We start from the raw sequence: 25,461 nt of genomic DNA on the forward strand, positions 1-25,461 counted from the left end.
AGGAAGGCTTTTCCTTAGCAATTTCCCTAAGAAAATCGGTATCTTATCGGCAAATATTGCCTAAATTGTTTACATTTTTTCCTCATATGGGTATATTTAGGGCAAATTTTGCATTTATTGGCAGATTTAGTACTTTTTTTGTTTTTTGAGGGGTCTTATTTGCGTAATTTAAGGGTTAATACCTATCATTTATGAATATCTTAGGTATAGAAACAGCCAAACTACCTAGTCCATCTGCCCAGGGCGCTATACCTGTCCTTGTTTTACTCGTTTTAATCATGATGCTGGTGCCATTACCAGCCGTGATGCTCGATGTGCTCTTTACCTTCAACATCGCCTTATCGATCATCGTTTTATTTACTGCCATCAATATCAAATCCTTTAAGGATTTTGTGGCGTTTCCCACGGTTTTATTGCTCACCACCCTCTTACGACTTTCTCTCAATGTGGCTTCCACCCGGGTGGTGCTTTCCGAAGGCTATCAAGGCACCGATGCAGCGGGTAAGGTGATTGAGGCGTTTGGGGTGTTCTTAATTAGCGGTAACTTTGCGGTCGGTATCGTGATCTTTATTGTGATCACCATCATTAACTTTGTGGTGATCACCAAAGGCTCAGGACGTGTCGCTGAAGTCTCAGCCCGCTTTGCCTTGGACTCAATGCCCGGTAAGCAGATGGCAATTGATGCGGATTTAAATGCCGGCATCATTCAGCAAAGTGAAGCGAAGGCGCGGCGCGCTGAAGTTGCGCAAGAAGCCGACTTCTTTGGCTCCATGGATGGTGCGTCCAAATTTGTGCGCGGCGATGCCATTGCCGGGATCATGATTTTGGTCATCAACTTAGTCGGCGGTTTATTGGTTGGCGTACTCCAACACGACATGTCATTTAGCAAAGCGCTCGCCACCTATGGAGCGCTGACCATCGGTGATGGTCTAGTAGCACAAATTCCGGCGCTCATCATTTCCACGGCTGCTGGTATTTTGGTGACCCGCGTTGCAACCGAAGATGATTTCTCGGGCCAGGTATCCAAGCAGTTCCAGGCCAATAGCAATGCCCTAGCGGTAGTCGCTGGAGTTTTTGGGGTCTTGGGTGTGATTCCTGGGATGCCCCACTTTATCTTTATTACCTTTGCCGTTCTGTTTGGGGGCTTGTCTTATTTAGCGCACCAAAGAACTGTCAAGCGCGAAGAGGAGGCTGCGGTGGCGGCGCGCGCCGCACCGGTTCGTGAAGAGTTGGAATGGAAAGATGTGCCCATCGTTGAGCCTCTGTGCTTGGAGTTGGCCTATCGCTTAATACCGCTAGTTGATCGGGGTGATGAGAGCGATCTCATTAAACGCATCAAAGCGATTCGTCGCAAGTTCGTAACCGAGGTTGGGTTCTTAATTCCGTCGGTGCATATTCGGGATAACTTGCAACTGCCCGCTGAGAACTATCGCGTCTTGCTTTATGGAGCCGAGATTGGTCGCGGCCAATGCTTACCCGATCGCCTCTTAGCAATTCAACCGAGTGGTGCCGAAGTCATTAATGGCATTGCTGTGAAAGATCCAACCTTTGGGATGCCCGCGGTATGGATTGAGCGCTCCCAACGCGATGATGCGATAACCAAAGGTTGCACCGTGGTCGAGCCTGCGGTGGTACTAGCAACGCACTTAGATCATTTAATCCGCCAACACGCAAGCGAATTACTCGGTCGCCAAGAGACCCAGGATTTGTTGGATCACTTTAAGTTGAGCTACCCCAAATTGGTTGAGGATGTGATTCCAAAGGTGGTGAGTGTGGCCACCCTCCAGCGGATTTTGCAAATGCTCCTGGATGAGAACGTCCCCATTAAAGATTTGCGCACCATCATCGAGGTTGCGAGCGAGCACCCTGATAAGTTGTCCAACCCCATCGATGTCATGCCCTTCATTCGCTATGCCCTGCGCCGCACCATCGTGCAAGAGACTTTAGGTGAAGGCCCCAACTACCAGGTCTTGGGGATTCAGCCGGAATTTGAACGCCTCATTGAGCAATCGATTGGCGCTGGTGCAATCGCTCCGGATGGTGTGATTGAGCCCTCCTTGGCCCGTCTTTTTGGAGAGGAAGTAATTAAGGGCGTGCAAGAAATGGAAGCCAATAATTTACCGCCAGTGATTGTGAGTGGCACCCGTACCCGCATGACCTTTGCCAAGATTGCCAAGCGGGTTTGCCCGCAAGCCATCGTCCTGGCACTGGGCGAACTCCCCCCCAGCGCGAATCTGAGCTTTTACCGAGTAATATGTAGTCAGGCAGGCCAAACCAACTAAAATCCCTGTATAACGGAGTACATATGGGTCCCCAAAAATTCACCGCCTCAAACACTGCAGAAGCCTTAAAAAAGGTTCGCCTCGAGATGGGTGCCGATGCCATGATTTTGTCGACAAGCGACACCGTCAATGGCGTTGAAATTGTGGCCATCACCCCCCAAGATTTGGCCAAGCTCTCCTCCGGAGGATCCGGATCGGGCGGTCGCCCCCGCGATCTCGACCCCGAAGTGGAGATTGCCCCAAGCTTTGCCCAACCAGCTAAATTAAGTGCGGCTCGCAATATACCCAAGCCCAGCACCTTCGCCACAGCCGATCCCAGTAACAACGCAGGCTTCAAACGCGTAGAGTTCCCTAGAATCTCCCCTTCTTCAGCCAACATGAGCTCGGGGGATAGTTTTAAGCCGGCTTTTTTTGAGTCCTCGCAGCGCATCCCTGCCAGTGAGGCTAAATTTGTAGGCGAGGGTTCGGAGGAAGCGCCAGTTACGCCCAAATCACTCAATGGCAGCCATCGCAATGGTGCTGCTGAAGTTAGTCCAAACCCAAAAACCATTGCCGAGCTTGCCAACTCACCGCGCGTTGAGAAACTCCTCTCCGAGATTGGCGAGGTGAAGAACTTATTGCAATCGCGGGTGGCTGGTAATTTTTGGGGTAATTTGCAGCAAGAGAAAGCCCACCTTACTGAAGTTATCAAGCATTTACTCAATACCGGCTTCTCCCCTCAGTTGTGCGCGGATATTACCCGGCAACTTCCAGAGACTTCGGATCTCCCCACCCTCTTACACAATGTGCGCGATCAGATTAAGGGCATGATCAAAACCGTCGACGCCTTTGCGACCTTTGATAAAGGTGGCGTATTTGCATTCATTGGACCCACTGGGGTGGGTAAGACCACCACGGTAGCTAAGATTGCAGCGCGTTGCGTGTTGCGCTATGGACGCAATCAAGTCACCCTCTTAACGACCGATACCTATCGTATCGGCGCCCAAGAGCAGTTAAAAGTATTTGCCAAGATCTTGGGACTTACCGTGACCTCTTTGCGTGACGGCGAAGACCTCTCAACCAAACTTAAAGAACTCTCAGGCCGCAAGATTGTTTTACTCGATACCGCCGGCGTTAGTCAGCGCGACACCCTGATGCTTGAGCAATCCAAGACCTTGCAAGATGGCTCACAAAATGCGTCGCGGATCTTGGTGATGAGCTCGACAACCGATTTAAGAACCCAAGAAGAAGTGATTAAGCTACACAACCAAGCAGCTCAAAAGAATGGGGCTGGCAAGATTGATGCGGCGGTCATTACCAAGATTGATGAAGCGGCCCACGTGGCACCCGTGGTCGATAGCATTATTCGGCACGACATGCCGCTCTTATTTATTTCCAATGGTCAGCGCGTACCCGAAGATTTGAGCTTGCCTGATCTTGATTACTTAAGTCATCGCGCCGTTCAAGCACGGGCATTCTCTGAAGATCTGTCTTACAGCGACGATCAAATCCCAGCCATCTTCTCCAATAACTTGGGTGATTGGATCAAAACCTCCTAATGACTGAGAGCGTTACACAATCAGGCGTTGATCAAGCCGAGGGCCTGCGCTCCATCTTTGGCGCTGAATCCAGTTGTGTGGTTTGCTTAGCCAGCGCCCTTGATGTCGATACGACGATTCATTTGGGGCATGGCACTGCGCATGCCCTGAAAAATGGGGGTCATAAGACTTTGCTGCTTGATGAGTTTGGCTTATCCGAGCGACGCACCATGGCTGGTTTTTTATACCCCACTCGCTACGATCTGGCCCAAGCCTTGAGTAACGCTGTTCATCTCTTAAAAGTAGTTCGTAATATTGAGGATCACTTTTGGTATGCCACGGCAGCGAAGATTCGAGCGCTGCACGCCCGTCGGCAAATTAAGTTGCCAACCTTGGATGAGCGACTTTTGCAAGCGGGCTTAAGCATCGATTACATCTTGGTACCCACCACCGATCCAAATGCCACCATCTTGTCCTACTATGGTCATCAAATTAAACGTTTTGTGGTGAGCTCGCCCGATCACGAATCCCTGAGTCGAGCCTTAGCCATGGTGCGCGAGATGTGCGTGTTTCAGACCGATGAAAGTTATCCGGTATTAATCATTGGTGGCGCCTCCGAAGAAGAGGGGCAAGCTGCCTTTCAAAAATTAGCCGAGGCTTCGCAAACGGTCTTACATCAAGCACTGCACTTTGCCGGTTGGATTCGTGCGTTTATGTCAAGTCGCATTGTGGTGGATCCCGAAGATAACGAAATCAGTGTTCCGGTCGCTGGCCCCGTGAGCGAATTTGTTCTGCCCGTGGAGTTTTTCAAAACGATTTCCGCAAAAATAATGGCTTAGGTTCATTTCTGCCGTATTATTGGCCTACCGTTTTTATTACCGTATTGGCATGCCTCCACGCACTCCCACTGCCTATCAGGCGCTTGACCTCAATGAGGCCATCACCACCCATTTACCGCTGGTAAAACGCATTGCCTATCAGATTGCTTCGCGTTTACCCCCTAATGTTGAAATCGATGATTTGGTGCAAGAGGGCTTAACGGGTTTACTCGATGCACTCAAGCGTTACGAACCGCAACCAAATCTGAACTTTGAGGTCTATGCGCGTACCCGAATTCGGGGGGCCATTTACGATGCTTGTCGGCGCAACGATATCCTGCCGCGCAACCAACGCGATGATCTTGTCCGACTTGAAAAAACTACGCGTTCTCTTGAACAGACCCTCGGTCGCCATCCCACCGAGATCGAAGTGGCTGATGCTTGTGAAATGAGCCTTGATCAATACCATGAGGTGATGGGGACGATGGTCAATCTCATGCCCTTGGATGATCTCTCCGAAGAAATGCTCCCCGCTGATCTGGGTTCCGATCCACTTCAAGCAGCATCGATGCGGCAGTTTGCCGATCGTATTGCATCGATTCTTGAGGGCTTACCTGAAAATGAACGACTAGTAATGGCGCTGCATTACCAGGAAGACTTATCCTATCGTGAGATTGCGCAGGTCATGAACCTAACGGCTGGGCGCATTAGCCAAATCCATACCCAAGGAATGATTCGGATTCGGGCGAAGTTGAAGATTAATTCTTCAGACTAGATACTTTTGTTTGATTTTATCAACGATTAAATTCATTGCGCCTGCCCAGTTATTTAAGGAAGGTTGCTTGAATATTTGAATACTTGGATACCAAAGGCTTCTACCATCTTTCACGTTGCCCCAATACCATAAACTGCCCGCATTACTTGGAGTCATCAGATAGCACTCTTTACCGAGTCCACCAACAATATGAGTGGTGGTGTTACTACACGTTACTACAAAATCGCAAGCCTCTACTAACGAAGCTAGGCCGTCAATATCTTGCATATTATCCACCGAGTCACACTGCAGTATTTTGATGCCATGCCTATGTTCAAACTCCTTCAACTCTTCCTCAACATTTCCATACTGAAGATTAACAAATTGAATGTTTGGCAAATTAAATAATGGTAGAAAATCCTCTAGAGTGAGACTTTTACTTTCTCCATGCTTACCTGATTTACTTCTCCATGAAATACCACATAATAATTTTTTCTCTAGACAAAGCTGATTTTTTAATGATTCAGAGTACGCTTCATTAGCAATTAAAAACTTATTAGCGATCTTATTAAAATCATCAGCCTGATTTATAAAGAACTTTCCTAACGACCCCAGAGCCAAATACTGATCAAAAATAGTTTTTGAATTTATTTCGCTAATAAATTCAATATTTGGAAAAGAGCGATTGAGCAGCTCCACTAATCTTTTTTCCACAAGAATAATAGTTCTGTTTGCTATATTTTCAATGAGCGGCAATAACGAAGAGTACAAAATTTGATCTCCAATCCCTTGTTCGCCATAAATCAACAAACGCTCTGCTTTTTGACCTACATCTAATATTGGTTTATCAAATTCAATCCTTTTTGAATTGAATGATTTAACATGCCATCGATGATCGTATCCTTTCCATCCCTCAAAAAAGTGACCTAGGGTTAAATAAGTTAATCCCATGTTATAAAAAGAATCGTGATTATCTGGATTTAATTCAGTTGAAATTTTTAGACTTTTTAGAGCTTCTTCTAATTCGTTGTTGTCGCTCAAAATTGCAGACTGATTGGTATAGAAAATATCTTTCTTTGGGTCAATCGAAATTGCTTTACTGATCAACTCTTTGGCTTTTTCATATTGATGTAATTTCTGATAAACCAAGGATAAATTTGAATAAGCTGTTGCATAATCACTCTTTAAATTTATAGCTTTTTCATAATTTTCAATAGCTTTGTTGTAGTCCTTTAACTCCGCCAACACCACGCCTAAGTTATTAAAAACGAGTTCATCATTATTTTTAAGTTTGAGTGCTCTCTCATAATCACCCTTTGCCTCTAAAAATTTTTCTTGATCTTGATATATTGAGCCTCTGCATTTGTAATGGCTGGGATTTTCTGGTTCAAGCTGAATCGCAATCTGAATTTCTTTAAATGCCCTATCGAATAGTTTTAAATCTCTCAATACATAACTAAAGTGATTATGAAGTTTTGCACTATTAGGATTTATATTTAAACCAATTAGTGCAAGTTCTGCTGCAAGTGCTGAATTTTTTGTCTTGTATGCAATTACACTTGACATCGTAATAGCATCAAAATTTACAGGGTCAAGTTCAAGAACTTTTTCTAAAAATAATTGAGATTCTTGATATCGCTCAAGATTGTAATAATGCAAACCTTTTTCTAAATTCTTTTTTACTTCTAGAGAATTTTTTTTTATTTTTATATTATTTTTTTTCTTCATTGATTGATTAATTATTTAAGCTTTCCGAGACAACACCCCACCCACTGCACCAGGCACCTCGCCGTCACTACCGTAGGTTGCTCCCGGAGCTTGTTGGGCGATGAAGGATTGCATGGCGGCACTGCGTTGCATGGCTAGACGAATCAAATCGCCATTAATTTGGTGATCGACTGATGCTTGATCGAGTAATTGATGCAGGATTTGTTTTTGCTCTTCGGGGTATTGATTGATATCGGCTTTAAGTTTCTCGGGTCCCTCGGGATAGCCATTGATTAACTCCAACGCAACCCGGGTTTGCTCAAGGGCATCGGGCAATGCATCCATATTGTTGGTTTCCAGTGTTTGGCGCAGACGAGCAACGGCGGCGGCAATTTGTTCTAAGAGCGACTGGAGTTCAGCAAAGGTCATAGCGATGAAGGAATCAATGAAGTTGGCGATAGCATACGCTAAGCCATGAATGGCTTCAAGTTTTGCTTGGGGTTTGGAAACTTACTTGGCGCGGACTTTGCTACCGAGCGCAGCAATCGTATCGCCTAGGATGCCGTTGGCAATCTTTTGGTAGTCGATCTCAAATTCGCCAGCATCGATCTTGGCGCGGATTTTATCCAAGAGGACTTTGTCCGTTGCCTTATCGGTTTTGAGCTCTTCCTTAATCTCAGCCAGTTTGGCTGTGAGACTAATATCGAGGCTGACTGCGGGGCCCTTCAGTGCCTCGGCCTTTGCATTGGGATTTTGGATACCAGGGGGCGATTTTTGAGCAACATCCACCCGGCCTGGCTCTTTGCCCGACGGAATGAGTGGTGTACTGTCGTTAATCTTCATCGTTTTCCCTTATAAGTCCCTACTTTAACGGTCTAGGGTCATTTCTACAACCCCGGGCCGTATCACCTTACCCTGCAATACCTGGCCATCGTTTAACCGAACCCGCACCATTTCGTTCATCATGCCTTGCGTTTGGGCGGTTCCGGTCCCGGTAACCTGGAAATCCCGGCCTTTTAGCAAAATGGTGACCGGATCCCCTACTTTGATTACGGCAGTTTCCCGTAAATCGTTTAGCCCAATTGGCATCCCCATCTGGATGGGGCGGGTCAAGACCCGGTCGTCCGCCTCCCTGGGGCTGCGCAGTACGTCATCGGGCACCCCGGTGAGATCACCATTGGTAATGCGCATGTCCGAGGCCGATAAGCGGCTTCCGGCCTGTAAATAGCGGGTCGAGACCACATAATCCCCGTACACCCGGATCATCACCGGGATATTGAATAACCAGGCCGCTTTTAGGCAACGGGCCTGCACCACGCTGCGCCCCCAAAGACGCATATTGGGGGCCGATAAGACCTCAATCGTTCCTCCGGGACAGGCTGGGAGCACCATGGAGGGCTCCAAAAAGTCCACTTCGGTCCGAAAACCAGCCACCGTCGGGCTTTTTTGGATAAAGCGCCGAATGTTGTTTTGCACCTCAAGAGGAATGCCTGGAACTTGCTGGGCAAGATTGGTGGGGGGGTTGGATTGGGCTTGGGCTTGGGTTTGCGCGTCAGCCGCCTGGGTTCCAAAAAGGGCAAGCCCTAGGCAAAGCAATAGCGCACGCAGACGATTCATCGTGTGAAGCGATCAATCGCTACCCAATAATGGGCTTGGCTATCGCCATCGAGTGCAATCCCGCCAAGCCACGCCGGCTTCGAAATGGAACTGGGGATCTCGAGGTGGATGTTCATGGTCTGCATCCCAATAAACTCGTGGGCATAAAGCTCGTACAGTTGATTACCCACTCGCAGCTTTAACTGAATCTTCGGTTCCTCAATCGAGCCGAGTTGATCCCAAACCGTTTTCTCGGACTCGAGGATGCGATCTGAGGAGAGGTATTGAACAGCGGGAATGGCATAGAGCTCGTGATGACGCACCATGTTTACAATCGGCATCCGAATCAAACTTGAGGGGCAACTCATCCGAATCCCTTGCTCCATGACCTCAATACTGCCCGCAATCGAAGCAAGCAAACCGCCAATCGCAACCACCTGGTCTTCGGTGGGAACGATGGCATCCAGATCCACAAAAATCATGGAGCCCTGCTCCACAGCAAAAATACTCGGGCATGGGGGCAAGATACTTAAGCAGGTCACAAGCGTTTGGGCAATATCGGGATCGGCATAGACCTCATCAATCAAAAGCTCATCGCTCAATCCCTCAAACCGTTTTTTTAGGGATTGCTGCCCAACCCGCACGATGTCATCTTGCTGGTCAGACAATAAATGATCGCTTTCACTGCGGCTCCAGCCTTTAGCCTTTTGCGCAATCATCCGAACAGCTTGCAATCGATTTAGGGCGGCGCGACGATTAAAGCTGTATTGGCTATTTTGATCAATAAAGTTCGTAGCGATTGATTTATCAAGCGAACTCATATCGTTGATCTCCGTGGCGGCTACTGGGATAGTCAATGCAGTGTCAAGGGTAGCGATTCCATCACTTGCACTGGTCATCGGATTTAAAAAGGGTTTAAAAATGGCATCAAGGTCTTGAATGGTTTGATCCAGACGCTTATTAATAATGTCACTTTGGGTTGGGTAGTCAATGATCGGATCAACCACACTGCTTTGCGAAATTGCGCGGTGTTTAAAGGAATCCACCGCAGCGTGCGCATGGCTTAGGCTTGCATGCACCTCCGAGAGTGAATGGGCAATGCTTTGTTTGTTAAAACGCAGCAACTGCTTCCAGAACTCCTTTTTTTGACTCTCCAGGTGCGTGAGGTCCGCAGCGTGAGTGTTCTCACCATTTTCATCGGCCAAAACGGAGACGCTCTCCGTTTCAGCTCGCACAATCTCGACAAGATCGTGCACGAGCAGCACGAGCTCTTTACTACTTTTACTCTCGGCCTCATTTTGGGCATTACTCGGGCGATGATCTTTGAGTTGCTGACTAAGCTCGGTTGCAAAGTTAGAAAGCTCAACCATCCGCGCGCCATCTAGGGCATTGGCTAAATCAACGCAATGCATGATGAGGCTATCAAAATTACCCAGTTCTTGCGATTGCGCAATGACCAAGCCTTCTAAGGCTCGATCAATGTCAACCAGAAACAGTGGGCGCTCTTCAGCCATGGTGATCAACCCACTTCTTCAGTGACGATACCGCTTCGCCCAATTGCTCCAGCTCGGCTTTCCACTCATCAAACGCAACGATCACCCGGTTTGCATCCTGCTCAAAGATTTGCAAGGAACCCGAACTTGAAATCGCAGCCTGTGATTTGCGCATCCGTAAATCCAGCTCGTCATACAACTGCTTGACCAAGCCCTCAGACTGGGTGACGGTCGACTCCACTTCCTCAATTAAGCCATTCAATTTTTCGGTTTCGGCGGCCAGTTGTTTGCCAGAATGGTTATCTAAAATCGCGAGGTATAGACGAATACCTTGTTGCTTGAGTGCATCAAAGGCTTCTTGGATTTGCTCGGGTACCGCAATGACCTCAATCGCAGATGAATCATTTTCAAGTTCTGGTGGATGGCCCACTTCACCAGCTTGCCGACTCAGCATGGTGATCGATTGGCGCAGTTTAATTCCGAGTTCATTAACCGCATGAAATTGTTCACTGAGGCGATCCAATTCTTTATGGAGGTCATCCTTAAACGCAATCTGCTGCTTCGTGGAAATACGCTCGGCCTTCCGGTCCGATTGATTTTTGGTCCACCGTTGCGCGATCGATGATTTTGGAGTGCGATCGGTATACACCAGGGTCTTGCTTAAACGGCTCACTACGGCAGCGCTAATGAGTGCCAAGAGGGATGACAGTACGCTAATGAGGAGCAAAATCGATGGCAAGTTGCCGTAGTTGTCCTCGAGCGCCGTGGGTTGCAAGCCACTCTTTTGAGCGGCCAACCGAATGCTGCGTGGATCTGCGGTGGCAGTACGAATCGCAATCAATTGCTTATTGAACTCTTGCAAGGCGCGCAGTGTAGGCTGAGCCTTGGTCTGCCACAAACTTGCCCTTAATTTAGTCGTCAGTTCAATGACCTTGGGATTTGGTTTGGCACCAGGCGCTGGCTTTTGTACACTAGCATCCAACAAATTGCGCTGATCAATGGTCTCGGCAAAACTTTTATTCAGTTCGGTGAGGCTAGTAACGTCAGTGACGTTAATCTGCCACGCTTTACTGGCTTTGATAAAGGCATCGGCACTCACGGCCATCTTATAGAGCGGCGAATCCTCAGGGGTTTTTGTGAGGTCGAGGATGCCAGCAGGAGCCATAAACGGCGCTAAGGCTTGGGCCAGCACTTTAATGTTGTTGAGCTCAAGCTCTTGATTGGTGAGCGTCGTCACTGCGGTATCGACGATCGCAGCAACCGCAATCACATCGCTCGCATTCTTAAGAACCGGGATGGCTTGAGGATCGGGTACTGTGACCACCGGCTCTTTAACCGATGGCTTGACCGACTCATCCAACGCAGAAAAAATGGAGTGGGCTAAACCATCGAGAGCGCCAAAAAATGAGCTTGGTTTTGGCTCAATGGGAGCCTCTGGGTCTTTGGCAGCCTCTTTCGGCTTACTCACAATCTGCACTTGATCCAAAAACTGTTTAAGGTCTTTGTTGGATTTCTTAAGGCTGGCAAACCAAGCGGTTTCAAACGGATGGGGTCGATTGATTTGATCAGCAAGATCCTTTAATACAAACGGCAATTTCACCGCAATTGCTTGTTCTGCTGAGATTGCGTTGGCATAACGGTCTTCATTAACCCAATGGCGCTCTGCAAGAAAAGCAGCCATCCCCGTGAGGACCGACAAAATTAACAGGACATAGCTAAGAACGGACCATGAGCCCGAAGCTTTGGGGGCAACAAAGACCGCGTCCTTTACACCCTCATCGAGATTGGGTTTGTCCTGGGTATTGGCATTTTCCATTTCACTATCCACGCATTTAATTTGTCAGTACTTTGACAACAGAGTAATCGAAGCCACCATGGTGCACCGAGTTGCCTGACTCGCTCGCGCCCCCATGAAATGGTCCAGTAATTTTGCGCACCCTAAAGGCAGGCCCCATTCGGCCGCGATCTTTTAACACAATCACCCAACTGGGATCTTCGCAGGCTCGTCCCCAATCCTGAAGATTGATTGAACTTTGCATGGGTTTTAAGAGGGCATGATGGGGCTTAAGGTAAACGGGCTCCCCCTCATGCACCACGATGCCATCCAAGCGTAGGGCATCGGCCGACTGCGGAGTCTGCTTACAAATGAACGTGGCATAAATCTGACGTGCAGAGATCGCACAATGCTGACCATTGATCTCGATGCCAAGCCAATACTCTATAAGAGGGCTATTCATGCTGAACTTTTATGCCTAAACGAGCGGTTATATAAGAACGATAACAGAGCAATCCCAAAGAACAATAAGGCAGCCACCAGGCCGCTGATGGCATCCCCAAAGCTGCCCAAAATCTCAATGACCTTGTTTTCCAGCAAGCGGCGCTGACTGAAATAATCCTCCAGACTTTCTGACCAGCGTTTATGCTGCCATGCAATCAAATCACTTGATTTAATCCGAATTGGCTTGGCGTTATTGAGATCAACCATTTCCGTACCTAAATTGTTGAGCTGACGTGCCATCTGCATCAAATTGTTGGCTGCATCAGCGCGCCAATCGGCGGGAATGGTGCTCATAAAATCATTTTTATATTGCTCAGCCAGTCGCTTGGCATCTTGCTCGGTAATGTAGAAAACATCCTCTGGGAGGGCAAACTTAATTCCTGTGTTGTTGCCATGAAAAATAATTCCCTTGGGGCTGCGCAAAATAATGTTTAACTCCCGCTTATCCCGCAACACTCGCAAAGAGAGTTCAGGGCTTGGCTTATCGCTAAGCGCTAGATAAAACCCCATCACGGATTCCAGCTTAGTGCCGCCCACGGTCAAAATCGTGTCGCCCACCTTGATCCCCGATTGCTCGGCCGGTGATCCGATCTCGATCGCAGCAACCACGGGCTTAATGATCTGCAAGCTGGGCTTCGATAATTTATTTTCGTACTCCGAGAAAAACTCAAAGGTTCTCTGAATCGCAGCGTCCAGTGCAAGTGGCTGATCGGCAGGGGGATTAGCGGCCTTTGAGGGTTCGGGGGGAGCCTTCGCGGGATCGATCGGAGACTTCGCTGCCTCGGTATTTGCTTTTTGGGCAGGGTTCGCAGCCGGGCGTTTGGTCGCCTTTTTCATCAACATGTCATAGCGCTGCGGGCCAACAAAATCAGCAAAGCGGGGTTGCTTCACAGTTAAGGCATTAAATTGCATCGAGGCATCGGTTAGATCGCTAGCGGCACTAAATAAAACCCCCAGCGCAATGGCTAAGAGAAGGCTGGCAAAGCCCAAGAACCAACCATGCACTGTTTTTTTCACTTCGGTGGACATACGTCGTGACTGGTCTTTATTGTTTTTTACGAATCGCTTGATTCAAAATAAATCGGCTTTTTAAAGTCTCAACCTCACGATGCTCTGCCAAGAGTTGAACTTCCGTTTTACGCTTATCCATTAAGAGTCGGCAACTCGCAATATCATCAATCCAGTCGCCTGAACGCATTTCAATGACGGCTTTCTCTAAAATCTCTCGACCTGTAGACTCATTGGCCTTGACCCGCGCAACTAATAATTTGACATCCTCGGGATCTCGCAAGATCAGTTCAACAAAATACGTTCTTGCAAATCGATAGTTGATTGCACTCAGAGAGTACTGATGGTCTTGGAGTGTGAAACGAATCAAAATACCGTCTTCAGCAACAATTGGCTCAACCGATAAATCAGTAATGCCCGCCTGACGATGCCATTCCAAATCCGTTTCTTGTGCCTCGGGTGATTTTTTAGGAAAGGCACGGGTTTCGTAATAAATTTGATAGAGGGTCTCTGGAAAACGCTTCTCAATGGCTAAATTTTTTAAGACCTCGGCGGTGGAAGTGATGCGAAGACGCTCGGCCATCAAATCCAACTTCATATTGCTTATTTTTTGATTAATCACATCCTCTAATTGATGGGTCTTTTGTAGACTGCCCACCAACAAGGGTTCGAGTTTGACCTTTTCACTCTCCTCAGGCGAAACCGGTTTTTCTTCCTCTTCTTTTTTCTTCGTCAGTAAGTCCCGCAGGAATACGATCGCGACAATGCAAAACAGGGTGGCACAAACCACCACAATCCATTTTCCAAGGGTCATATTCTGAAAGAATGCCAACATAGCGCTACCAAAACCTTTAGTTTAACGAATGCCCAATACCTGTTCAATGCTCCATAGCCCTATTCTAGACTGCGCCCATGAAAATCAATGCGAGTCCTTATAGGGAGGAGTTAAAGGCTTTTATAAGGTCCTTGGAAATATTCGCAACCCAATTCGGCTAATGCCAATTGAGTGGCAGCATCATGAGTGGAATTTTGTGCAATGGGAATTTGGCCCATAGTCTTGGTCATAGTAACAATACCCTCAATCTGCGATCGGGCACGTGCGTCATCACAAATCCGATCGCATAAATGTACAGAGAGCTTAACCAAGGAAAAAAATGGTTCGCACTGACTGCCAAAACGCGATTGGGGGCGCCCATAATGATCCAAACACAGCATAATCTCAGCCTCACTCATCGCCCGATAAAAATGATCCAACACCATCGGGCTTGACTGCAAAAATGATTCGTCGATTTCGAGGCAAATCGTTTGAGCAGGTAATGCATGATTCACGACATACGCTTGGAGCATTTGGGTAAACGATTGAATTAATGCCATATCCTGCATAATCAAACGCTGCGGTACATCAATGGCCAAACGAAATGGCGTATGACCCGAAACGAAGGATGCTGCATGGTGTAATCGTAAGCGCTCTAAGTAATGAAACCATTGCGCCAAATCCATGCACGCTGCAGGTAATAGAATTTCTGCACCAACACCACTCTGATGACTATCAATCTGCATCGCTGCCGCGAACGAAGTAGCCTGTGCACTAGTGACCTCGGGCGGGAGCGCATCTGCCATCCGCAGCGCATTTCCACCGCTGCGCTTAGCTGCACGAAGTGCATCATCAGCACTCTTGATCAGTCCCTCAAAGGTGGATTGCGTGTCGATTAGACAAGATCCAATACTGATTGTGACCGAATAGAGTCTCCCATCAATCCGATAAGGCTCTTGCATGCGCGCTAAGAGTCGCTCACAGATGGCTTGACCTTGCATCGAAGCATCCGCAGCGGATAGATCAGACAGAATGACGATGAACTCATCACCACCAAAACGGCATACCAAGTCATGGGCCCTGAGAAGCGATGCGAGCCGTTGAGAAAATGCACTTAAGAGAGAGTCGCCAAATGCATAACTAATTTGATTGGCTTGTTTAAAGCGATCGATGTCGACAAAACAAAATAGCGCAGTTCCATCGAGTTTTTGCAGTAAGTTGGGAAGCGATTCCTCGACGTAGCGTCGATTGGGTAATTGACTTAAGGGGTCAACATAAACCAAGCGCTCAATTTCATGTTGACTTAGCGATTGAAGCTGGGATTGACGAACCTCAATCATCGCCAATCAACCGCTTAGTCGTACCACGATGCGTTTAGGTACCAACGATTTAATTTCGAAGCAACGCGTGCATTCTCAATCGCACTGCGCGTACTTTCCATTTCTTTTAAAACTCGAGTGTTCGGTTCGTACAATTCGCAACCCACTCGAATGCGATCTAGCTGAGCACCTGGGCGATTATTCTTAATTTGTAAATCGATTGGGCCAGAGCGCGACTTTAGGCGCTCAAAATAGCAGTCATGCCAATAGCGCCCAATATCGACTTGGGTGGCATCTAAACGAATATCGAGCAGCATACCCCCAGAACTGATATCAATCACTTTAGTTAGTAACTCCTGGCCAGCGCCAAGGCTTAGAACAAAGTTAAAGTCCTCATCCGGTGGACCCAATGTACGAAACTGTTTGCGACGCTGAATCAGAATTAACTCATTGGGTATAGCTGCAATTAGCTCGCCTTTTTCATTGGCTTTGGCTATTTGGGCTTTGAATTGCATCTTGCCGTTGGGACCGCATAACACCGCCATTTGCTCGCTACCGATGAACTCAGCGACGCTGCCGCCATGAAGCTTAAACATGAGGCCTTGGGCCGGATCGACCCGCAAGAGCTCCATGGGCACCCCCAGATCGGTAGCACTCGGATAAAAACCGCCATAGGGCTGACGTTCCCCCTCCCGCTCGATGGTTTTTGCTATAAAGCGTGGATCGATTTTCCAATTTGGATCGATGACAGCCGGGGTTTCGGGAGGATAAATATTAAATTTCATAACCCATTAGTTTAAACAAGCCTGTTAGGAACCGCACACAATGCCTTTAATAATCTCCATTGCCGACCCCTCGGGGACCTCGCGCTCTTTGAGATCAAAACCGGAGTCGGTCTGCAACAGAGGCTTGCCCAGCGCGTTAGGCTCTCCATAACGAATCAGTGCCAAAGTAGAGAACCGATTCTTGCGGCAATCAAATAGCACATTGCGACGCGTTGATAAAACGGTAAGCGGGGGCTGGTTAGGGTCTGGGTAAAAGTTCGTTAATACCCAGACCTTTTTCCAATCAGGCGGTAAGTTTTTAACCGAGCTTTTATAGATGTAAATACTATGGGTCTTGGTATCTAGGATCGGTTTTAGATCTGCCATTAATGGTTGAGCCTGTAGAGCCCCAGCCCAAAGCCATACCAAAGCAAGTAACCAATAAATTCCTTGATTGGATATCATTGAAAATGATTGCAGCGCGGTAGTATGGTTTTTGGTTAACATAGAGCAGTAATGATCAACATCCCTAGGCAAACCCCATATCCTTGATGGGCTTACGAATCTAGGCACTTAGTGTAGAGGAATTATAAGTACATCCTTATGAAGCCCGAACATTTTTCTAGGCACGAACAGTACCTAAAAACCGCTAAACAGATTGAATTGGCTCACCGTTCCTATCTGGAGGCAATGCGCGCCATCGAGGATGAAAAAGACGATGCGACGATCTATGCCCATATTAAAAAAGCCAATGCGGCAATCGAATCGGCTTTCCCTGAGAAATTTAATCCCCCTGCCAGACCACCAAGCATTAAGGCTAACGAAGAAAAAAAGAGCAAGAATTTACTCCTAATCCTTGGGGTCGCATTTGCGGTTTTAGGTGTTTTGCTGCTTTTAACGCTCTTTGGCCCGACGGGCGATATGACTAAAAACTGGAATCCCGAAGACGTCCAGAAAAACACCATTTACCCGCGCTCTCAATAAAAACAAATCCAGCTTGGGCAAAGTATCGATTAGGCGTTTGGCGCCGCCTCGGGGTTTTCTGTGCTTGGTGGCAATGCTGCCTCCTCGCTAGCAACCTCAGCTGCCGCTGGAGCCGCTGGAACCGCCTTACCATTTGAATGCAGTGGTGGAGCCTCTGAGCAGTTTTTAATCCAATACCGAGCCGCTGCAACGCTTGTCGTATAAAACTTAATCTTGCTCTCCCGCATCACGGTATAGAAGCGCTGGCTACTGATGCGAGATTCTTGAATGAGATGAGACGACATGACGATTTACCTTAATTGATCCTGGTAATTTTATATAACGGCAAAAAGCATGTCACCCATTAACCGATTCCCGGCATCAATAATTTAAATATATGAATCAAGGAGTTACCAACATATGGATGAATTGGTTTTGCATTCATAAAGTTAGTATCCATTTACATTGCTGACTTGAAGGCCCCTTCTGATACCTATTTGGGCTGACTAATGCACATGCCAATTGATTATCCGGTGAATAATTTTGTAGAATCAAGGCATTAGCAATTTGCCCTCAAAAAAAGGAAAAGAAAAAATGGCTGAAAACATCAAACCCGGCTCCCTATTCGTTGGTGAGGGTGTGGTCATTAAAGGTAATTTTGATGTGCCCGATATGGCTGCCATTGCCGGGTTGGTCGAGGGTGAGCTAACAACAAAGCAAGTTATGGTCGACTCGTCTGGGGTGATCAACGGCAAAGTGAATGCAGAAACCGTCGAAGTTCGTGGCGAAATTACGCAGGGCCTTTCAGTGACCGACCATTTAACGGTTTACGCTACCGGCAAAATTACTGGCACCATTGAGTATTCGCAAATCAGCGTAGAAAAAGGTGCGCATCTCACTGGCGATCTAAAAGTCATTAGTAAGCCGAGTTATTAAGTCGCACGTGGGGCTCATCCCCCAACGCATTTACCCTGAAGTGCAAGCCATGCCATTCGGCCTTGGCCCTTAATTTGGTTACGCCATTGCTTTCTTCTAGAATAAATCCATGAAGATTGCACTCAAAACTCAATTTAGCCAGCATCTTGCGCTAACCCCGCAATTGCAGCGCTCTATTGAGTTATTGCAAATCTCATCAGCCGAATTGGAAGAGGAGCTTGCCAAAGCGGCTGAAGAAAATCCCCTCTTGGAATATGCACCACCAGATCAGCACAAAGAAGATGGGGATTTGTCTGGCAAAGCCGAAGTCATGCAAGCCAATTGGGCATCAAGCGCCCCAAGCTCGCGTGACGATGATGAGGATTGGGATACTCGCCATGAACAACAGGCGCAGACCACTTCCCTTCTGAACTATCTTGAGGAACAAATACAGTCTTTGCGCCTCGATCCCGCGAAAAAAGGATTTATCTTTTATCTTGCAGGCTGCCTAGATGATCGCGGTTATTTATTAGAGTCATTAGACGATTTAGCCATCGAGATCCATCAATCCTTGCAGTTGACTCCTGCGGCAGCTTTGTCGCAATTGCAAGAGGGCTTAACCCAACTGCAGCAGCTCGACCCCCCCGGCGTCGGCGCTCGCTCGCTAAGCGAGTGCCTGAGCTTACAAATACAACGGCGAATGACCGCTGATCTGGAGCATAAAGATTGCCTAGAACTCGCATTTTTACTTGCCCAGAATCACCTCACCAAAATTGCACAAAAAGATTGGGGGAAACTGCGGCAACTCTTTAAACAATCCGAGTCAGCCATTCTTGAAGCGGTTGCCATTATTAAATCTCTGCAACACAACCCCGGCCTGCGCTTTGATACCAATGTGGAGCAGTGGGTGACGCCCGACGTGGTGGTAAAGCTAAACACCAAAGGGAAGTGGGTAGTTCATTCGAATCAAGCATTCAAACCCCGCCTGACGTTAAACCAAGAATACAGTCGGATTCTGAAAGAAAATAATTCCAAAAAGAGTAATTCTGCGTTACACCAAAAAATGTTGGAGGCCCGTTGGTTAATCAAAAATATTGAACAGCGCGAAGAAACGATCCTAAAAGTTGCGCAAGCAATCGTTGAGCGCCAACAAAATTTTTTCTATCAAGGCAATATTGCGATGAAACCCATGGTTCTGCGTGAAATTGCCAGCGCAATTGGTATGCATGAGTCGACCATATCGCGTGTTACTAATAACAAATACTTAGCCTGTCCAGCAGGAATCTTTGAATTTAAATATTTCTTTAGTGCTCAATTAAGTTCAGATAAGGGTGGATCGGTCTCGGCCACTGCAGTGCAATCGTTAATTAAGCAAATCATCACGGCCGAAGCCCCTAAAAAGCCAATCTCCGATAATCAAATCACCAATTTACTGGCTTCCCAAGGTTTTACCGTGGCCCGCCGCACGGTCGCCAAGTACCGCGAACAACTGCGGATTCCTCCAGCCCACCTTCGTAAAAACTAGATTGCGCCATAAGCCTTTAGAATAAGCCTACCCTCATGACTCGCTGAGCTATTCCACCACTTGCTATGCCAAAACTTCCATCATTAAAGCTCACCCGAAAATCGCTGATTGCGATTGGCGCGGTTTTATTGGTATTGATTGCCGTCGGTGGATTTTTAGCTTATCAAGAGAATGAGCATCAAAAGAAATTAGCCGAGATTGAAGAAAATAAATTAGAAAATAAAATTATTAAGGCGAGGAAATACCGAGAAAAGAATCCATTTGACAACCATTATGTGAAAGTCTCAAGTCATTTTTATAACCGTATTCAAGTCAACGTTAAAGACGGGAAATATCGCAGTTATGCAACGGCAGAACTGGTATTGAAAGTTCAAAATAGCTCTGTCAAAAGTGCACTAAAAGATATTCTTCCTTTAATTGAGCACAAAGCAAACACGATTCTCGGTTCAATTCCAGCCGACGAGCTTCGCACAACCGCAGGACGCAACAAGATCGCACAGCAATTGTTACTGTTTTCAAATGATCTACTTGATCCTCAGCTCACCGCGATTTATCTCAAACAAAATAATGCAGGCTCAACAAAACCCAATCCAGATGAGACTGCAGAAGATTTTCCACTTGAGATCACAGTCGAAGATCTTCCAGTGCAAGCGGTTTTATTTGAAGCATTTATGATTAATCGTTAATCAGTCCTTCAATAAATACTTACTCTAAGACTTCCCATTGACCAGCCAATTTCTTGTGATAAGGCTCGTGGTAGCGCAGTAAGGCAATCTCATCGGCAATAATCCCGGTATTCAGAATTCGACCACAGACCGACGCTAAAGATTGACGGTTCCATGTTTTGTCAGGTCTCTCGAGCCAAGCATTGATTCCTTTTTCAACCTTAATGAAATGATCCATTGCACCGATCATTAAGGTAATGTCTGCAGCGTAGCTTAGCAATATCCGCGCCCGAGTGGATTGCTCTAGCAAGGGAACCTCAATCACTATGTAGGGAAGCGCAAATGCCAAGGCACGATGTTTGCGGACATTACGAAAGTAGACTTGCTTGGTAATCGCCCAAGCATCACTTGAATTAATTAATGAGTTCTGAAAAATCCATTTTTTTGACCAAAAGAACATGCATTGCGATTGCTCAAGTTCCTTGATGATGGATTTTGTCATGACTTTTTGCATGGATTTCCGATCGGACATCAATTAAAAGCTCGCTTTTTGTTATCCATTTTATAAACAGTATTTGCTATTATTACTCAGGATTTCAACAAACTTTAGCTTAATCATCCTGGAGTAATCGGTATGGAATTTATAAAACTATTAAAAGCAGGTTCCATCATCAGCGGCATTAATTGGTCGATCTACTTAATCCATGAGTGGGTTCATTTCGCAATGAATAACCCTCCAGAAGTGGTTACTGAAGGTAATCCTGTCTTTTTAGGCCTCATCGCCCAATCCCTAGCGAGCCTTAGTCTCATTGGCTTTGGCATCCTCTATAAATCGAGAACCGCTAGCGATGCCGATGGTTCAAAAACCATCCCCAAACCACGCTTAACTGCCCCGCCCACCAACTTTAGTAAGCCCACTGAACTACCAGTCACTGAAACAGCCAAACCCCAAAACGCGGTTTTACAGACTACGCCGCCCGTAACCCCTCGCATCGAGCCTGGGTTTGCAAGCCCGAAGCCAGCGGCCGAACCTGCAGCCATGAGCCCCACCCCCAAAGCAGCCAAGCCTCAAAGGGCCGAGAGCCAAAAATCCGATCATCGCTTACTCATTTTGTTGCTATTGATTGTGGGCATGATTGCCTCTGCTATTTATTTCATCAAACAAAAACCGGCTGATGAGCCCGAGGCGATTGTGAAAACTCCAACCGCTGAAGAAAAACCAAGTGACCCCCAACCTCAAACCCAGCCCCAGCCGGCCTCTAAACCAAACCTGGTTGCTAGCGAACCAATTAACAAACGCTGGCTTGGAAAATGGTTAGACACCAATAATCAAATCACCATCTCAGGTGAGGCTCTTGTCATCACGAATTTAGAGACCAAAACGGATATTTCGTTTAAATGGTTAGGTACCGAGCCTAGCGAAAACCCTCAAGAACCTATCTTCTACTATGCCAAAACAATCAATAAGTCCGAATTAGTGAATGCATACGAAAAGTATGTGGGTAGCGTTGCTAATCCAAATGAAGAACAACGAAATCAATTTGAGCAAGTAAAAAAGATGGTGGAAGGCCTAAGTGAAGGCTCGTACCGCATGATTCGCTTAAAAATGAGCTGGAGCTCTAGCGTTTATCGTTCCTTTATTTTTGATCAAAATAATGTATATCGATTGGATTTTGATCCTCAAGAACGTTTAACGGCGATTGTTCGTTATCGCAAGGCTAACGAGTGATTGATTAACTTAGGCTCGGGAACTCAATTTCGAATGCTGCACCTTGATTGAAATTCCGGTCAAAACTAATCTTTCCCCCGTTACGCGTCACGATATATTGGCAAAGCCATAAACCCAAGCCCATTCCCTCGTGTTTTGTGGTTGCAAATAGATCAAAGAGACTATCTTGCCTATCGATTGGCACACCGCAGCCATTATCTTCAATTCGAATAATGGATTTTTCCTCATGCCGTTTAGCAATCAGATGAATCCGTTTAGGCTCATTGCTTGAGCGCTCTAAGGCCTGTGCTGAATTATTCAATAAATTCAAAAACAGTTGCTCCGCTTCACCAAAACTCACTGGAATTTGCAAGCCGGGCTCGATATTAATCTCCATTTCGATTCGCCGACGTATAAATTCCGACCTTGATAACAATAATACGGAATCAATCGCTTCCTGAACCGCTACGAAAGTAGGAACTGCTGAATATTTTTCAGTAAAAATTAATTTTAAGATCTTAATAATCTGAGCAGCGCGCATATTATCGCGCTCAATCTCTTTGGCGATCTGTTTGACTTGCTCACGATCAATTTGTGGTTCCTGAATCTTTTTTTGCAAATATTCACTATTAATCTGAATGGCACCGAGAGGTTGATTTATTTCATGCGCAATCGAGGCTGATAGGGCGCCAGTGGTAATCGTTTTATTGGCCCTCAAAAGCGAGATGATGAGCGCCTCTCGTTCTTGTAATAGATTCTTTACCTCTTCCGTTTCGCTAACCGTTAAGCGGTTCTCAAGGGCTAATTTTTCAGACCAATAGCCCCAAATCGCGATGAACGATATTGTGTTCATCAAAATTTGACCATAAGTAAAAATGATGAGTAATTGCGGTAATTGCTCCATGGTATTAATTGGATGGTTCGAACCCAATAAAACAATAAGTCGTGGGACCAAAAAGAGTGCCTCACCAATCGCTGCATATTGAAAATAGCGCAATTGCTGCAAGCCCAAATCCCGATTGACCATACGAGCTTCTCGGATCTGCCAAGCAAGAATAATTGCATAAGTCGAGGCCACAAACATCGTCCGCGCCTCGAATGTCCAATTCTGTCTAAGGTATTCAAAGAAAAGTCCATAACAAAGGATTGAAAGTCCTAAGGCTAACTTTAAGGACTTGCTCACTGAATGATTAAATGAGTAAAAGAATAGACCTTGAGAAATTGCTGCTGCATAAAACAGGGTATTGGCCGGCGTAAATATGGGTGGGACTTTTTGAATATCATCCGTATTTAAAAGTCCAATCGCAAAAAATGTGAGCCCGGTTACACTCGTAATAAGAGCCAATATCCAATAGGGATTGGGTTTCGATTTTGATTCGCCCTGGAGATAATGCAGGATGCCTAGCAGTAATCCAAACTGAATGGCCGCAAAGATAAAGAAATTTAATGCTAGTAAAACTTTCATATTCTCATCGTACTTGAATTGCCTACTTAATCCATAAATGGCCAAATCAGCTAAATTTTGCCTCCTTGTATATGGAACGCTCAGCGTGCTCAGTAGCCATGCACTCGCAATTGATCTACAGCCCAACGATATCGTGGCTCCGACCCCTGACCGAACAGCGATTTCGATCTCTTATGTCAATGCTCAAAATATCACTTTGTATGTCAATAATGTGCCTACCGGCGCATCACCCAATCTAGAATCCAACCTTGGAATCGTTCGCCTTGGTCATACCTATACCATTGGCTCATTACCTGCGGTAAGTTATGTGCAAGTGGGTGGAGGCACTTTATCTCCGGATGGATCCTTGTCAGCCTATCCGGCAAGCCAAGGCATGACTGACACCACTATTGCAACAGCAATTTGGCCTTATGCAAACCATACGACGCGTACTTATTTTGGCGTCGCAGCCTATCTATCCCTGCCTACTGGCGAGTATTCCTCGACCAAAGCCTTCAATCTTGGTAATAATCGCTACAGCCAGGCATTGCAGCTTGGTTATCAGCGGCCCATAACCAAGAGTGTGGATGGTGCATTTGCTTTTGATACGGTTTGGTACGGAGCTAATAGCCAATGTGCGGCTGCCTGCTCCTCAACAACAAACTTGCAGTTCACTCAGAAGCCTCTCTATAGTAGCCAAATTGGTCCTATTTATCGCATTAACCAAACCTATACCGTTGCTGCAACTTATGTCTATGTCACCGGTGGAGAGACTGCGTTTAATGGCATTGAGCGAAACAATACCGTAGTGACCCAGCGCTACTTTGTAAGCGGTGTTGCTTACACCAAAATTGGACGCTTCATGCTTCAGTATGGCAACGATATCGCAACAATGAATGGCTTTATGGAGAGTCGGCGCTTAGCGTTGAGATACACCAAATCTTTTTAAGTAGGCCCATCTTACTTCGAATGCTGTGATCCCCAGTACTTTTGCATTTCAATAAATAAAAATGATGCAGACCAGGTAATTAGAATCAGGCCTGTTAGCGCCTCGACTCCAGTCAGATATCGAAGATAACCGTCCACGACAATATCGCCATACCCCACCGTGGTAAATGTGACAAATGATAAATACGCACTATCGAGAAGTGAACCGTGCTCTGAGGCGGTACCAATAATCTTGCCTAGATTTGGAAATTTCAGCATGAGGTAATAGGCAATCGCGAATACCCAAATCTCGATGATGTGTGCGATAAAAATTACACCGACCGCAATGAGTACTTTATAACGCGCATGAATATGTTTAATCACCGACATAATGTGATTTAGTTTGTATAAAACCTCGTAGTGAATGACGATCACAAATAATGCAATCAAGCTATTGATGATCGAGGTGACGAGAAGTAGCATTGGGAACTTTTAAGTACTGGCGGAGAGGGTGGGATTCGAACCCACGGTAGGCTTGCACCTACGCCTGATTTCGAGTCAGGTACATTCGACCACTCTGCCACCTCTCCGACTCAAACTGAATTATAGCCAACCCTCTGAATTAGCTGGGATTGGCATTGACCCAAATGATGGCTGCCTTTATAATGTATCTACATTAAAAGATATACATTATTCAAATTCTAGGACCAGTTCATGAATATTCAAATATCCAAATGGGGCAATAGTCTTGCATTGCGGATTCCCCAGCATCTCTTAAAAGAGGCAAATTTGACAGAGGGTGATTTTTTAAGTGCAAGCCTTACGCCCGATGGAACGATTGTGTTGCGCTCCAAGCACGTTGACCGTAAATCACTGATTCGTGAGCTCCATGATTTGCGTGAATCAATGCCGATTAGCAAATCGGTGATCAAGCAATTGCGCGACTCAGCTCGATACTAATTTC

At 46.5% G+C, this 25,461-nt stretch carries 27 protein-coding genes and 1 tRNA gene; 11 read left to right on the plus strand and 17 right to left on the minus strand.

Going from position 1 to position 25,461, the window contains the following annotated elements; all coding sequences use genetic code 11:
• Positions 1–191: 191 nt before the first annotated feature.
• Genes flhA through ICV32_RS07515 form a run of 4 tightly spaced genes read left to right on the plus strand, consistent with a single transcriptional unit; the run spans position 192 to position 5,392 of the window.
• Positions 192–2,282, plus strand: coding sequence for a flagellar biosynthesis protein FlhA (gene flhA, locus ICV32_RS07500; protein WP_215369694.1), 2,091 nt, complete (start codon positions 192–194; stop codon positions 2,280–2,282).
• 23 nt (positions 2,283–2,305) lie between these two features.
• Positions 2,306–3,820, plus strand: coding sequence for a flagellar biosynthesis protein FlhF (gene flhF, locus ICV32_RS07505; RefSeq protein WP_215369696.1), 1,515 nt, complete (start codon positions 2,306–2,308; stop codon positions 3,818–3,820).
• The gene (locus ICV32_RS07510) at positions 3,820–4,638 is read left to right on the plus strand and encodes a hypothetical protein (protein WP_215369698.1); all 819 of its coding nucleotides are present in this window, start codon (positions 3,820–3,822) and stop codon (positions 4,636–4,638) included. Before flhF ends, ICV32_RS07510 begins: the two co-directional genes overlap by 1 nt.
• Positions 4,639–4,687: 49 nt before the next feature.
• A complete protein-coding gene (locus tag ICV32_RS07515) occupies positions 4,688–5,392 on the plus strand; it encodes a FliA/WhiG family RNA polymerase sigma factor (protein ID WP_215369700.1) in 705 nt (234 codons plus the stop codon).
• On the opposite strand, the gene ICV32_RS07520 is transcribed toward ICV32_RS07515, so the two are convergent.
• From ICV32_RS07520 to ICV32_RS07575, 12 genes are all read right to left on the minus strand, one after another.
• On the minus strand, positions 5,384–7,099 hold the full coding sequence (locus tag ICV32_RS07520) for a tetratricopeptide repeat protein (protein ID WP_215369702.1): 1,716 nt from the start codon (positions 7,097–7,099) through the stop codon (positions 5,384–5,386). The genes ICV32_RS07515 and ICV32_RS07520 overlap by 9 nt on opposite strands.
• 15 nt (positions 7,100–7,114) lie before the next feature.
• A complete protein-coding gene (locus ICV32_RS07525) occupies positions 7,115–7,507 on the minus strand; it encodes a hypothetical protein (RefSeq protein ID WP_215369704.1) in 393 nt (130 codons plus the stop codon).
• Positions 7,508–7,588: 81 nt separating this feature from the next.
• The gene (gene flgM / locus ICV32_RS07530) at positions 7,589–7,921 is read right to left on the minus strand and encodes a flagellar biosynthesis anti-sigma factor FlgM (protein WP_215369706.1); all 333 of its coding nucleotides are present in this window, start codon (positions 7,919–7,921) and stop codon (positions 7,589–7,591) included.
• Between the two features lie 24 nt (positions 7,922–7,945).
• Complete coding sequence (gene flgA, locus ICV32_RS07535) at positions 7,946–8,695, minus strand: flagellar basal body P-ring formation chaperone FlgA (protein ID WP_215369708.1); 750 nt, start codon at positions 8,693–8,695, stop codon at positions 7,946–7,948.
• Positions 8,692–10,188: a hypothetical protein gene (locus tag ICV32_RS07540; protein WP_215369710.1), complete on the minus strand. Its 1,497-nt coding sequence runs from the start codon at positions 10,186–10,188 to the stop codon at positions 8,692–8,694. The genes flgA and ICV32_RS07540 overlap by 4 nt, the downstream gene beginning before the upstream one ends.
• Entirely contained in the window at positions 10,181–11,983 is a 1,803-nt protein-coding gene (locus ICV32_RS07545) for a hypothetical protein (RefSeq protein WP_215369711.1), read from the minus strand. Before ICV32_RS07545 ends, ICV32_RS07540 begins: the two co-directional genes overlap by 8 nt.
• 16 nt (positions 11,984–11,999) lie before the next feature.
• Entirely contained in the window at positions 12,000–12,404 is a 405-nt protein-coding gene (locus ICV32_RS07550; protein ID WP_215369713.1) for a hypothetical protein, read from the minus strand.
• Positions 12,401–13,474 carry a PDZ domain-containing protein gene (locus ICV32_RS07555; RefSeq protein ID WP_215369714.1) on the minus strand — a complete coding sequence of 358 codons (1,074 nt, stop codon included), beginning with the start codon at positions 13,472–13,474 and terminating at the stop codon, positions 12,401–12,403. Before ICV32_RS07555 ends, ICV32_RS07550 begins: the two co-directional genes overlap by 4 nt.
• Before the next feature lie 16 nt (positions 13,475–13,490).
• Complete coding sequence (locus ICV32_RS07560) at positions 13,491–14,267, minus strand: hypothetical protein (RefSeq protein ID WP_215369716.1); 777 nt, start codon at positions 14,265–14,267, stop codon at positions 13,491–13,493.
• Positions 14,268–14,398: 131 nt separating this feature from the next.
• Positions 14,399–15,607: a diguanylate cyclase domain-containing protein gene (locus tag ICV32_RS07565; protein ID WP_251371980.1), complete on the minus strand. Its 1,209-nt coding sequence runs from the start codon at positions 15,605–15,607 to the stop codon at positions 14,399–14,401.
• Positions 15,608–15,621: 14 nt separating this feature from the next.
• Complete coding sequence (locus tag ICV32_RS07570) at positions 15,622–16,371, minus strand: hypothetical protein (protein ID WP_215369720.1); 750 nt, start codon at positions 16,369–16,371, stop codon at positions 15,622–15,624.
• A gap of 24 nt (positions 16,372–16,395) precedes the next feature.
• Positions 16,396–16,815 carry a surface-adhesin E family protein gene (locus ICV32_RS07575; protein ID WP_215369722.1) on the minus strand — a complete coding sequence of 140 codons (420 nt, stop codon included), beginning with the start codon at positions 16,813–16,815 and terminating at the stop codon, positions 16,396–16,398.
• Between the two features lie 138 nt (positions 16,816–16,953).
• On the opposite strand from ICV32_RS07575, the gene ICV32_RS07580 reads away from it, so the two are divergent.
• The gene (locus ICV32_RS07580) at positions 16,954–17,334 is read left to right on the plus strand and encodes a hypothetical protein (protein WP_215369724.1); all 381 of its coding nucleotides are present in this window, start codon (positions 16,954–16,956) and stop codon (positions 17,332–17,334) included.
• Positions 17,335–17,363: 29 nt separating this feature from the next.
• On the opposite strand, the gene ICV32_RS07585 is transcribed toward ICV32_RS07580, so the two are convergent.
• Positions 17,364–17,618: a hypothetical protein gene (locus ICV32_RS07585; RefSeq protein ID WP_215369726.1), complete on the minus strand. Its 255-nt coding sequence runs from the start codon at positions 17,616–17,618 to the stop codon at positions 17,364–17,366.
• A 289-nt stretch (positions 17,619–17,907) separates the two neighbouring features.
• Between ICV32_RS07585 and ICV32_RS07590 the strand changes: the two genes are divergently transcribed.
• From ICV32_RS07590 to fliL, 3 genes are all read left to right on the plus strand, one after another.
• A complete protein-coding gene (locus ICV32_RS07590; protein ID WP_215369727.1) occupies positions 17,908–18,249 on the plus strand; it encodes a polymer-forming cytoskeletal protein in 342 nt (113 codons plus the stop codon).
• A 109-nt stretch (positions 18,250–18,358) separates the two neighbouring features.
• On the plus strand, positions 18,359–19,753 hold the full coding sequence (rpoN, locus tag ICV32_RS07595) for an RNA polymerase factor sigma-54 (RefSeq protein WP_215369729.1): 1,395 nt from the start codon (positions 18,359–18,361) through the stop codon (positions 19,751–19,753).
• A 65-nt stretch (positions 19,754–19,818) separates the two neighbouring features.
• Positions 19,819–20,439, plus strand: a complete 621-nt coding sequence (gene fliL, locus ICV32_RS07600; protein WP_215369731.1) for a flagellar basal body-associated protein FliL — start codon at positions 19,819–19,821, stop codon at positions 20,437–20,439.
• A 19-nt stretch (positions 20,440–20,458) separates the two neighbouring features.
• Here fliL and ICV32_RS07605 read toward each other — a convergent pair whose 3' ends face one another.
• Positions 20,459–20,932, minus strand: a complete 474-nt coding sequence (locus tag ICV32_RS07605; RefSeq protein WP_215369733.1) for a hypothetical protein — start codon at positions 20,930–20,932, stop codon at positions 20,459–20,461.
• Positions 20,933–21,052: 120 nt separating this feature from the next.
• Here ICV32_RS07605 and ICV32_RS07610 point away from each other — a divergent pair, with 120 nt between their 5' ends.
• On the plus strand, positions 21,053–22,147 hold the full coding sequence (locus tag ICV32_RS07610) for a hypothetical protein (protein WP_215369735.1): 1,095 nt from the start codon (positions 21,053–21,055) through the stop codon (positions 22,145–22,147).
• Between the two features lie 4 nt (positions 22,148–22,151).
• On the opposite strand, the gene ICV32_RS07615 is transcribed toward ICV32_RS07610, so the two are convergent.
• On the minus strand, positions 22,152–23,591 hold the full coding sequence (locus tag ICV32_RS07615) for a sensor histidine kinase (RefSeq protein WP_215369736.1): 1,440 nt from the start codon (positions 23,589–23,591) through the stop codon (positions 22,152–22,154).
• A gap of 37 nt (positions 23,592–23,628) precedes the next feature.
• Here ICV32_RS07615 and ICV32_RS07620 point away from each other — a divergent pair, with 37 nt between their 5' ends.
• Entirely contained in the window at positions 23,629–24,519 is an 891-nt protein-coding gene (locus ICV32_RS07620; RefSeq protein WP_215369738.1) for a transporter, read from the plus strand.
• Between the two features lie 11 nt (positions 24,520–24,530).
• On the opposite strand, the gene ICV32_RS07625 is transcribed toward ICV32_RS07620, so the two are convergent.
• Both ICV32_RS07625 and ICV32_RS07630 read right to left on the minus strand, forming a co-directional pair.
• Positions 24,531–24,980, minus strand: a complete 450-nt coding sequence (locus ICV32_RS07625) for a potassium channel family protein (RefSeq protein WP_215369740.1) — start codon at positions 24,978–24,980, stop codon at positions 24,531–24,533.
• Positions 24,981–24,997: 17 nt separating this feature from the next.
• Positions 24,998–25,087: transfer RNA gene (locus ICV32_RS07630), tRNA-Ser, on the minus strand.
• 124 nt (positions 25,088–25,211) lie between these two features.
• Between ICV32_RS07630 and ICV32_RS07635 the strand changes: the two genes are divergently transcribed.
• Entirely contained in the window at positions 25,212–25,457 is a 246-nt protein-coding gene (locus tag ICV32_RS07635; RefSeq protein WP_215369742.1) for an AbrB/MazE/SpoVT family DNA-binding domain-containing protein, read from the plus strand.
• Positions 25,458–25,461: the final 4 nt, after the last annotated feature.

This window comes from Polynucleobacter sp. MWH-UH24A (assembly GCF_018687475.1).
In the GTDB taxonomy this organism is placed as follows: domain Bacteria; phylum Pseudomonadota; class Gammaproteobacteria; order Burkholderiales; family Burkholderiaceae; genus Polynucleobacter.

Bases quoted from the DNA above. Each gene is read 5' to 3' on its own strand.
- flgA (WP_215369708.1), bottom strand. From the start codon at position 8,695: ATGAATCGTCTGCGTGCGCTATTGCTTTGCCTAGGGCTTGCCCTTTTT.
- ICV32_RS07515 (WP_215369700.1), top strand. From the start codon at position 4,688: ATGCCTCCACGCACTCCCACTGCCTATCAGGCGCTTGACCTCAATGAG.
- ICV32_RS07620 (WP_215369738.1), top strand. From the start codon at position 23,629: ATGGCCAAATCAGCTAAATTTTGCCTCCTTGTATATGGAACGCTCAGC.
- ICV32_RS07635 (WP_215369742.1), top strand. From the start codon at position 25,212: ATGAATATTCAAATATCCAAATGGGGCAATAGTCTTGCATTGCGGATT.
- flgM (WP_215369706.1), bottom strand. From the start codon at position 7,921: ATGAAGATTAACGACAGTACACCACTCATTCCGTCGGGCAAAGAGCCA.
- ICV32_RS07525 (WP_215369704.1), bottom strand. From the start codon at position 7,507: ATGACCTTTGCTGAACTCCAGTCGCTCTTAGAACAAATTGCCGCCGCC.
- ICV32_RS07565 (WP_251371980.1), bottom strand. From the start codon at position 15,607: ATGATTGAGGTTCGTCAATCCCAGCTTCAATCGCTAAGTCAACATGAA.
- ICV32_RS07590 (WP_215369727.1), top strand. From the start codon at position 17,908: ATGGCTGAAAACATCAAACCCGGCTCCCTATTCGTTGGTGAGGGTGTG.
- fliL (WP_215369731.1), top strand. From the start codon at position 19,819: ATGCCAAAACTTCCATCATTAAAGCTCACCCGAAAATCGCTGATTGCG.
- flhA (WP_215369694.1), top strand. From the start codon at position 192: ATGAATATCTTAGGTATAGAAACAGCCAAACTACCTAGTCCATCTGCC.
- ICV32_RS07540 (WP_215369710.1), bottom strand. From the start codon at position 10,188: ATGGCTGAAGAGCGCCCACTGTTTCTGGTTGACATTGATCGAGCCTTA.
- ICV32_RS07570 (WP_215369720.1), bottom strand. From the start codon at position 16,371: ATGAAATTTAATATTTATCCTCCCGAAACCCCGGCTGTCATCGATCCA.
- ICV32_RS07510 (WP_215369698.1), top strand. From the start codon at position 3,820: ATGACTGAGAGCGTTACACAATCAGGCGTTGATCAAGCCGAGGGCCTG.
- ICV32_RS07585 (WP_215369726.1), bottom strand. From the start codon at position 17,618: ATGTCGTCTCATCTCATTCAAGAATCTCGCATCAGTAGCCAGCGCTTC.
- ICV32_RS07555 (WP_215369714.1), bottom strand. From the start codon at position 13,474: ATGTCCACCGAAGTGAAAAAAACAGTGCATGGTTGGTTCTTGGGCTTT.
- ICV32_RS07550 (WP_215369713.1), bottom strand. From the start codon at position 12,404: ATGAATAGCCCTCTTATAGAGTATTGGCTTGGCATCGAGATCAATGGT.
- ICV32_RS07610 (WP_215369735.1), top strand. From the start codon at position 21,053: ATGGAATTTATAAAACTATTAAAAGCAGGTTCCATCATCAGCGGCATT.
- ICV32_RS07615 (WP_215369736.1), bottom strand. From the start codon at position 23,591: ATGAAAGTTTTACTAGCATTAAATTTCTTTATCTTTGCGGCCATTCAG.
- rpoN (WP_215369729.1), top strand. From the start codon at position 18,359: ATGAAGATTGCACTCAAAACTCAATTTAGCCAGCATCTTGCGCTAACC.
- ICV32_RS07545 (WP_215369711.1), bottom strand. From the start codon at position 11,983: ATGGAAAATGCCAATACCCAGGACAAACCCAATCTCGATGAGGGTGTA.
- ICV32_RS07560 (WP_215369716.1), bottom strand. From the start codon at position 14,267: ATGACCCTTGGAAAATGGATTGTGGTGGTTTGTGCCACCCTGTTTTGC.
- ICV32_RS07520 (WP_215369702.1), bottom strand. From the start codon at position 7,099: ATGAAGAAAAAAAATAATATAAAAATAAAAAAAAATTCTCTAGAAGTA.
- ICV32_RS07625 (WP_215369740.1), bottom strand. From the start codon at position 24,980: ATGCTACTTCTCGTCACCTCGATCATCAATAGCTTGATTGCATTATTT.
- ICV32_RS07580 (WP_215369724.1), top strand. From the start codon at position 16,954: ATGAAGCCCGAACATTTTTCTAGGCACGAACAGTACCTAAAAACCGCT.
- ICV32_RS07605 (WP_215369733.1), bottom strand. From the start codon at position 20,932: ATGCAAAAAGTCATGACAAAATCCATCATCAAGGAACTTGAGCAATCG.
- ICV32_RS07575 (WP_215369722.1), bottom strand. From the start codon at position 16,815: ATGATATCCAATCAAGGAATTTATTGGTTACTTGCTTTGGTATGGCTT.
- flhF (WP_215369696.1), top strand. From the start codon at position 2,306: ATGGGTCCCCAAAAATTCACCGCCTCAAACACTGCAGAAGCCTTAAAA.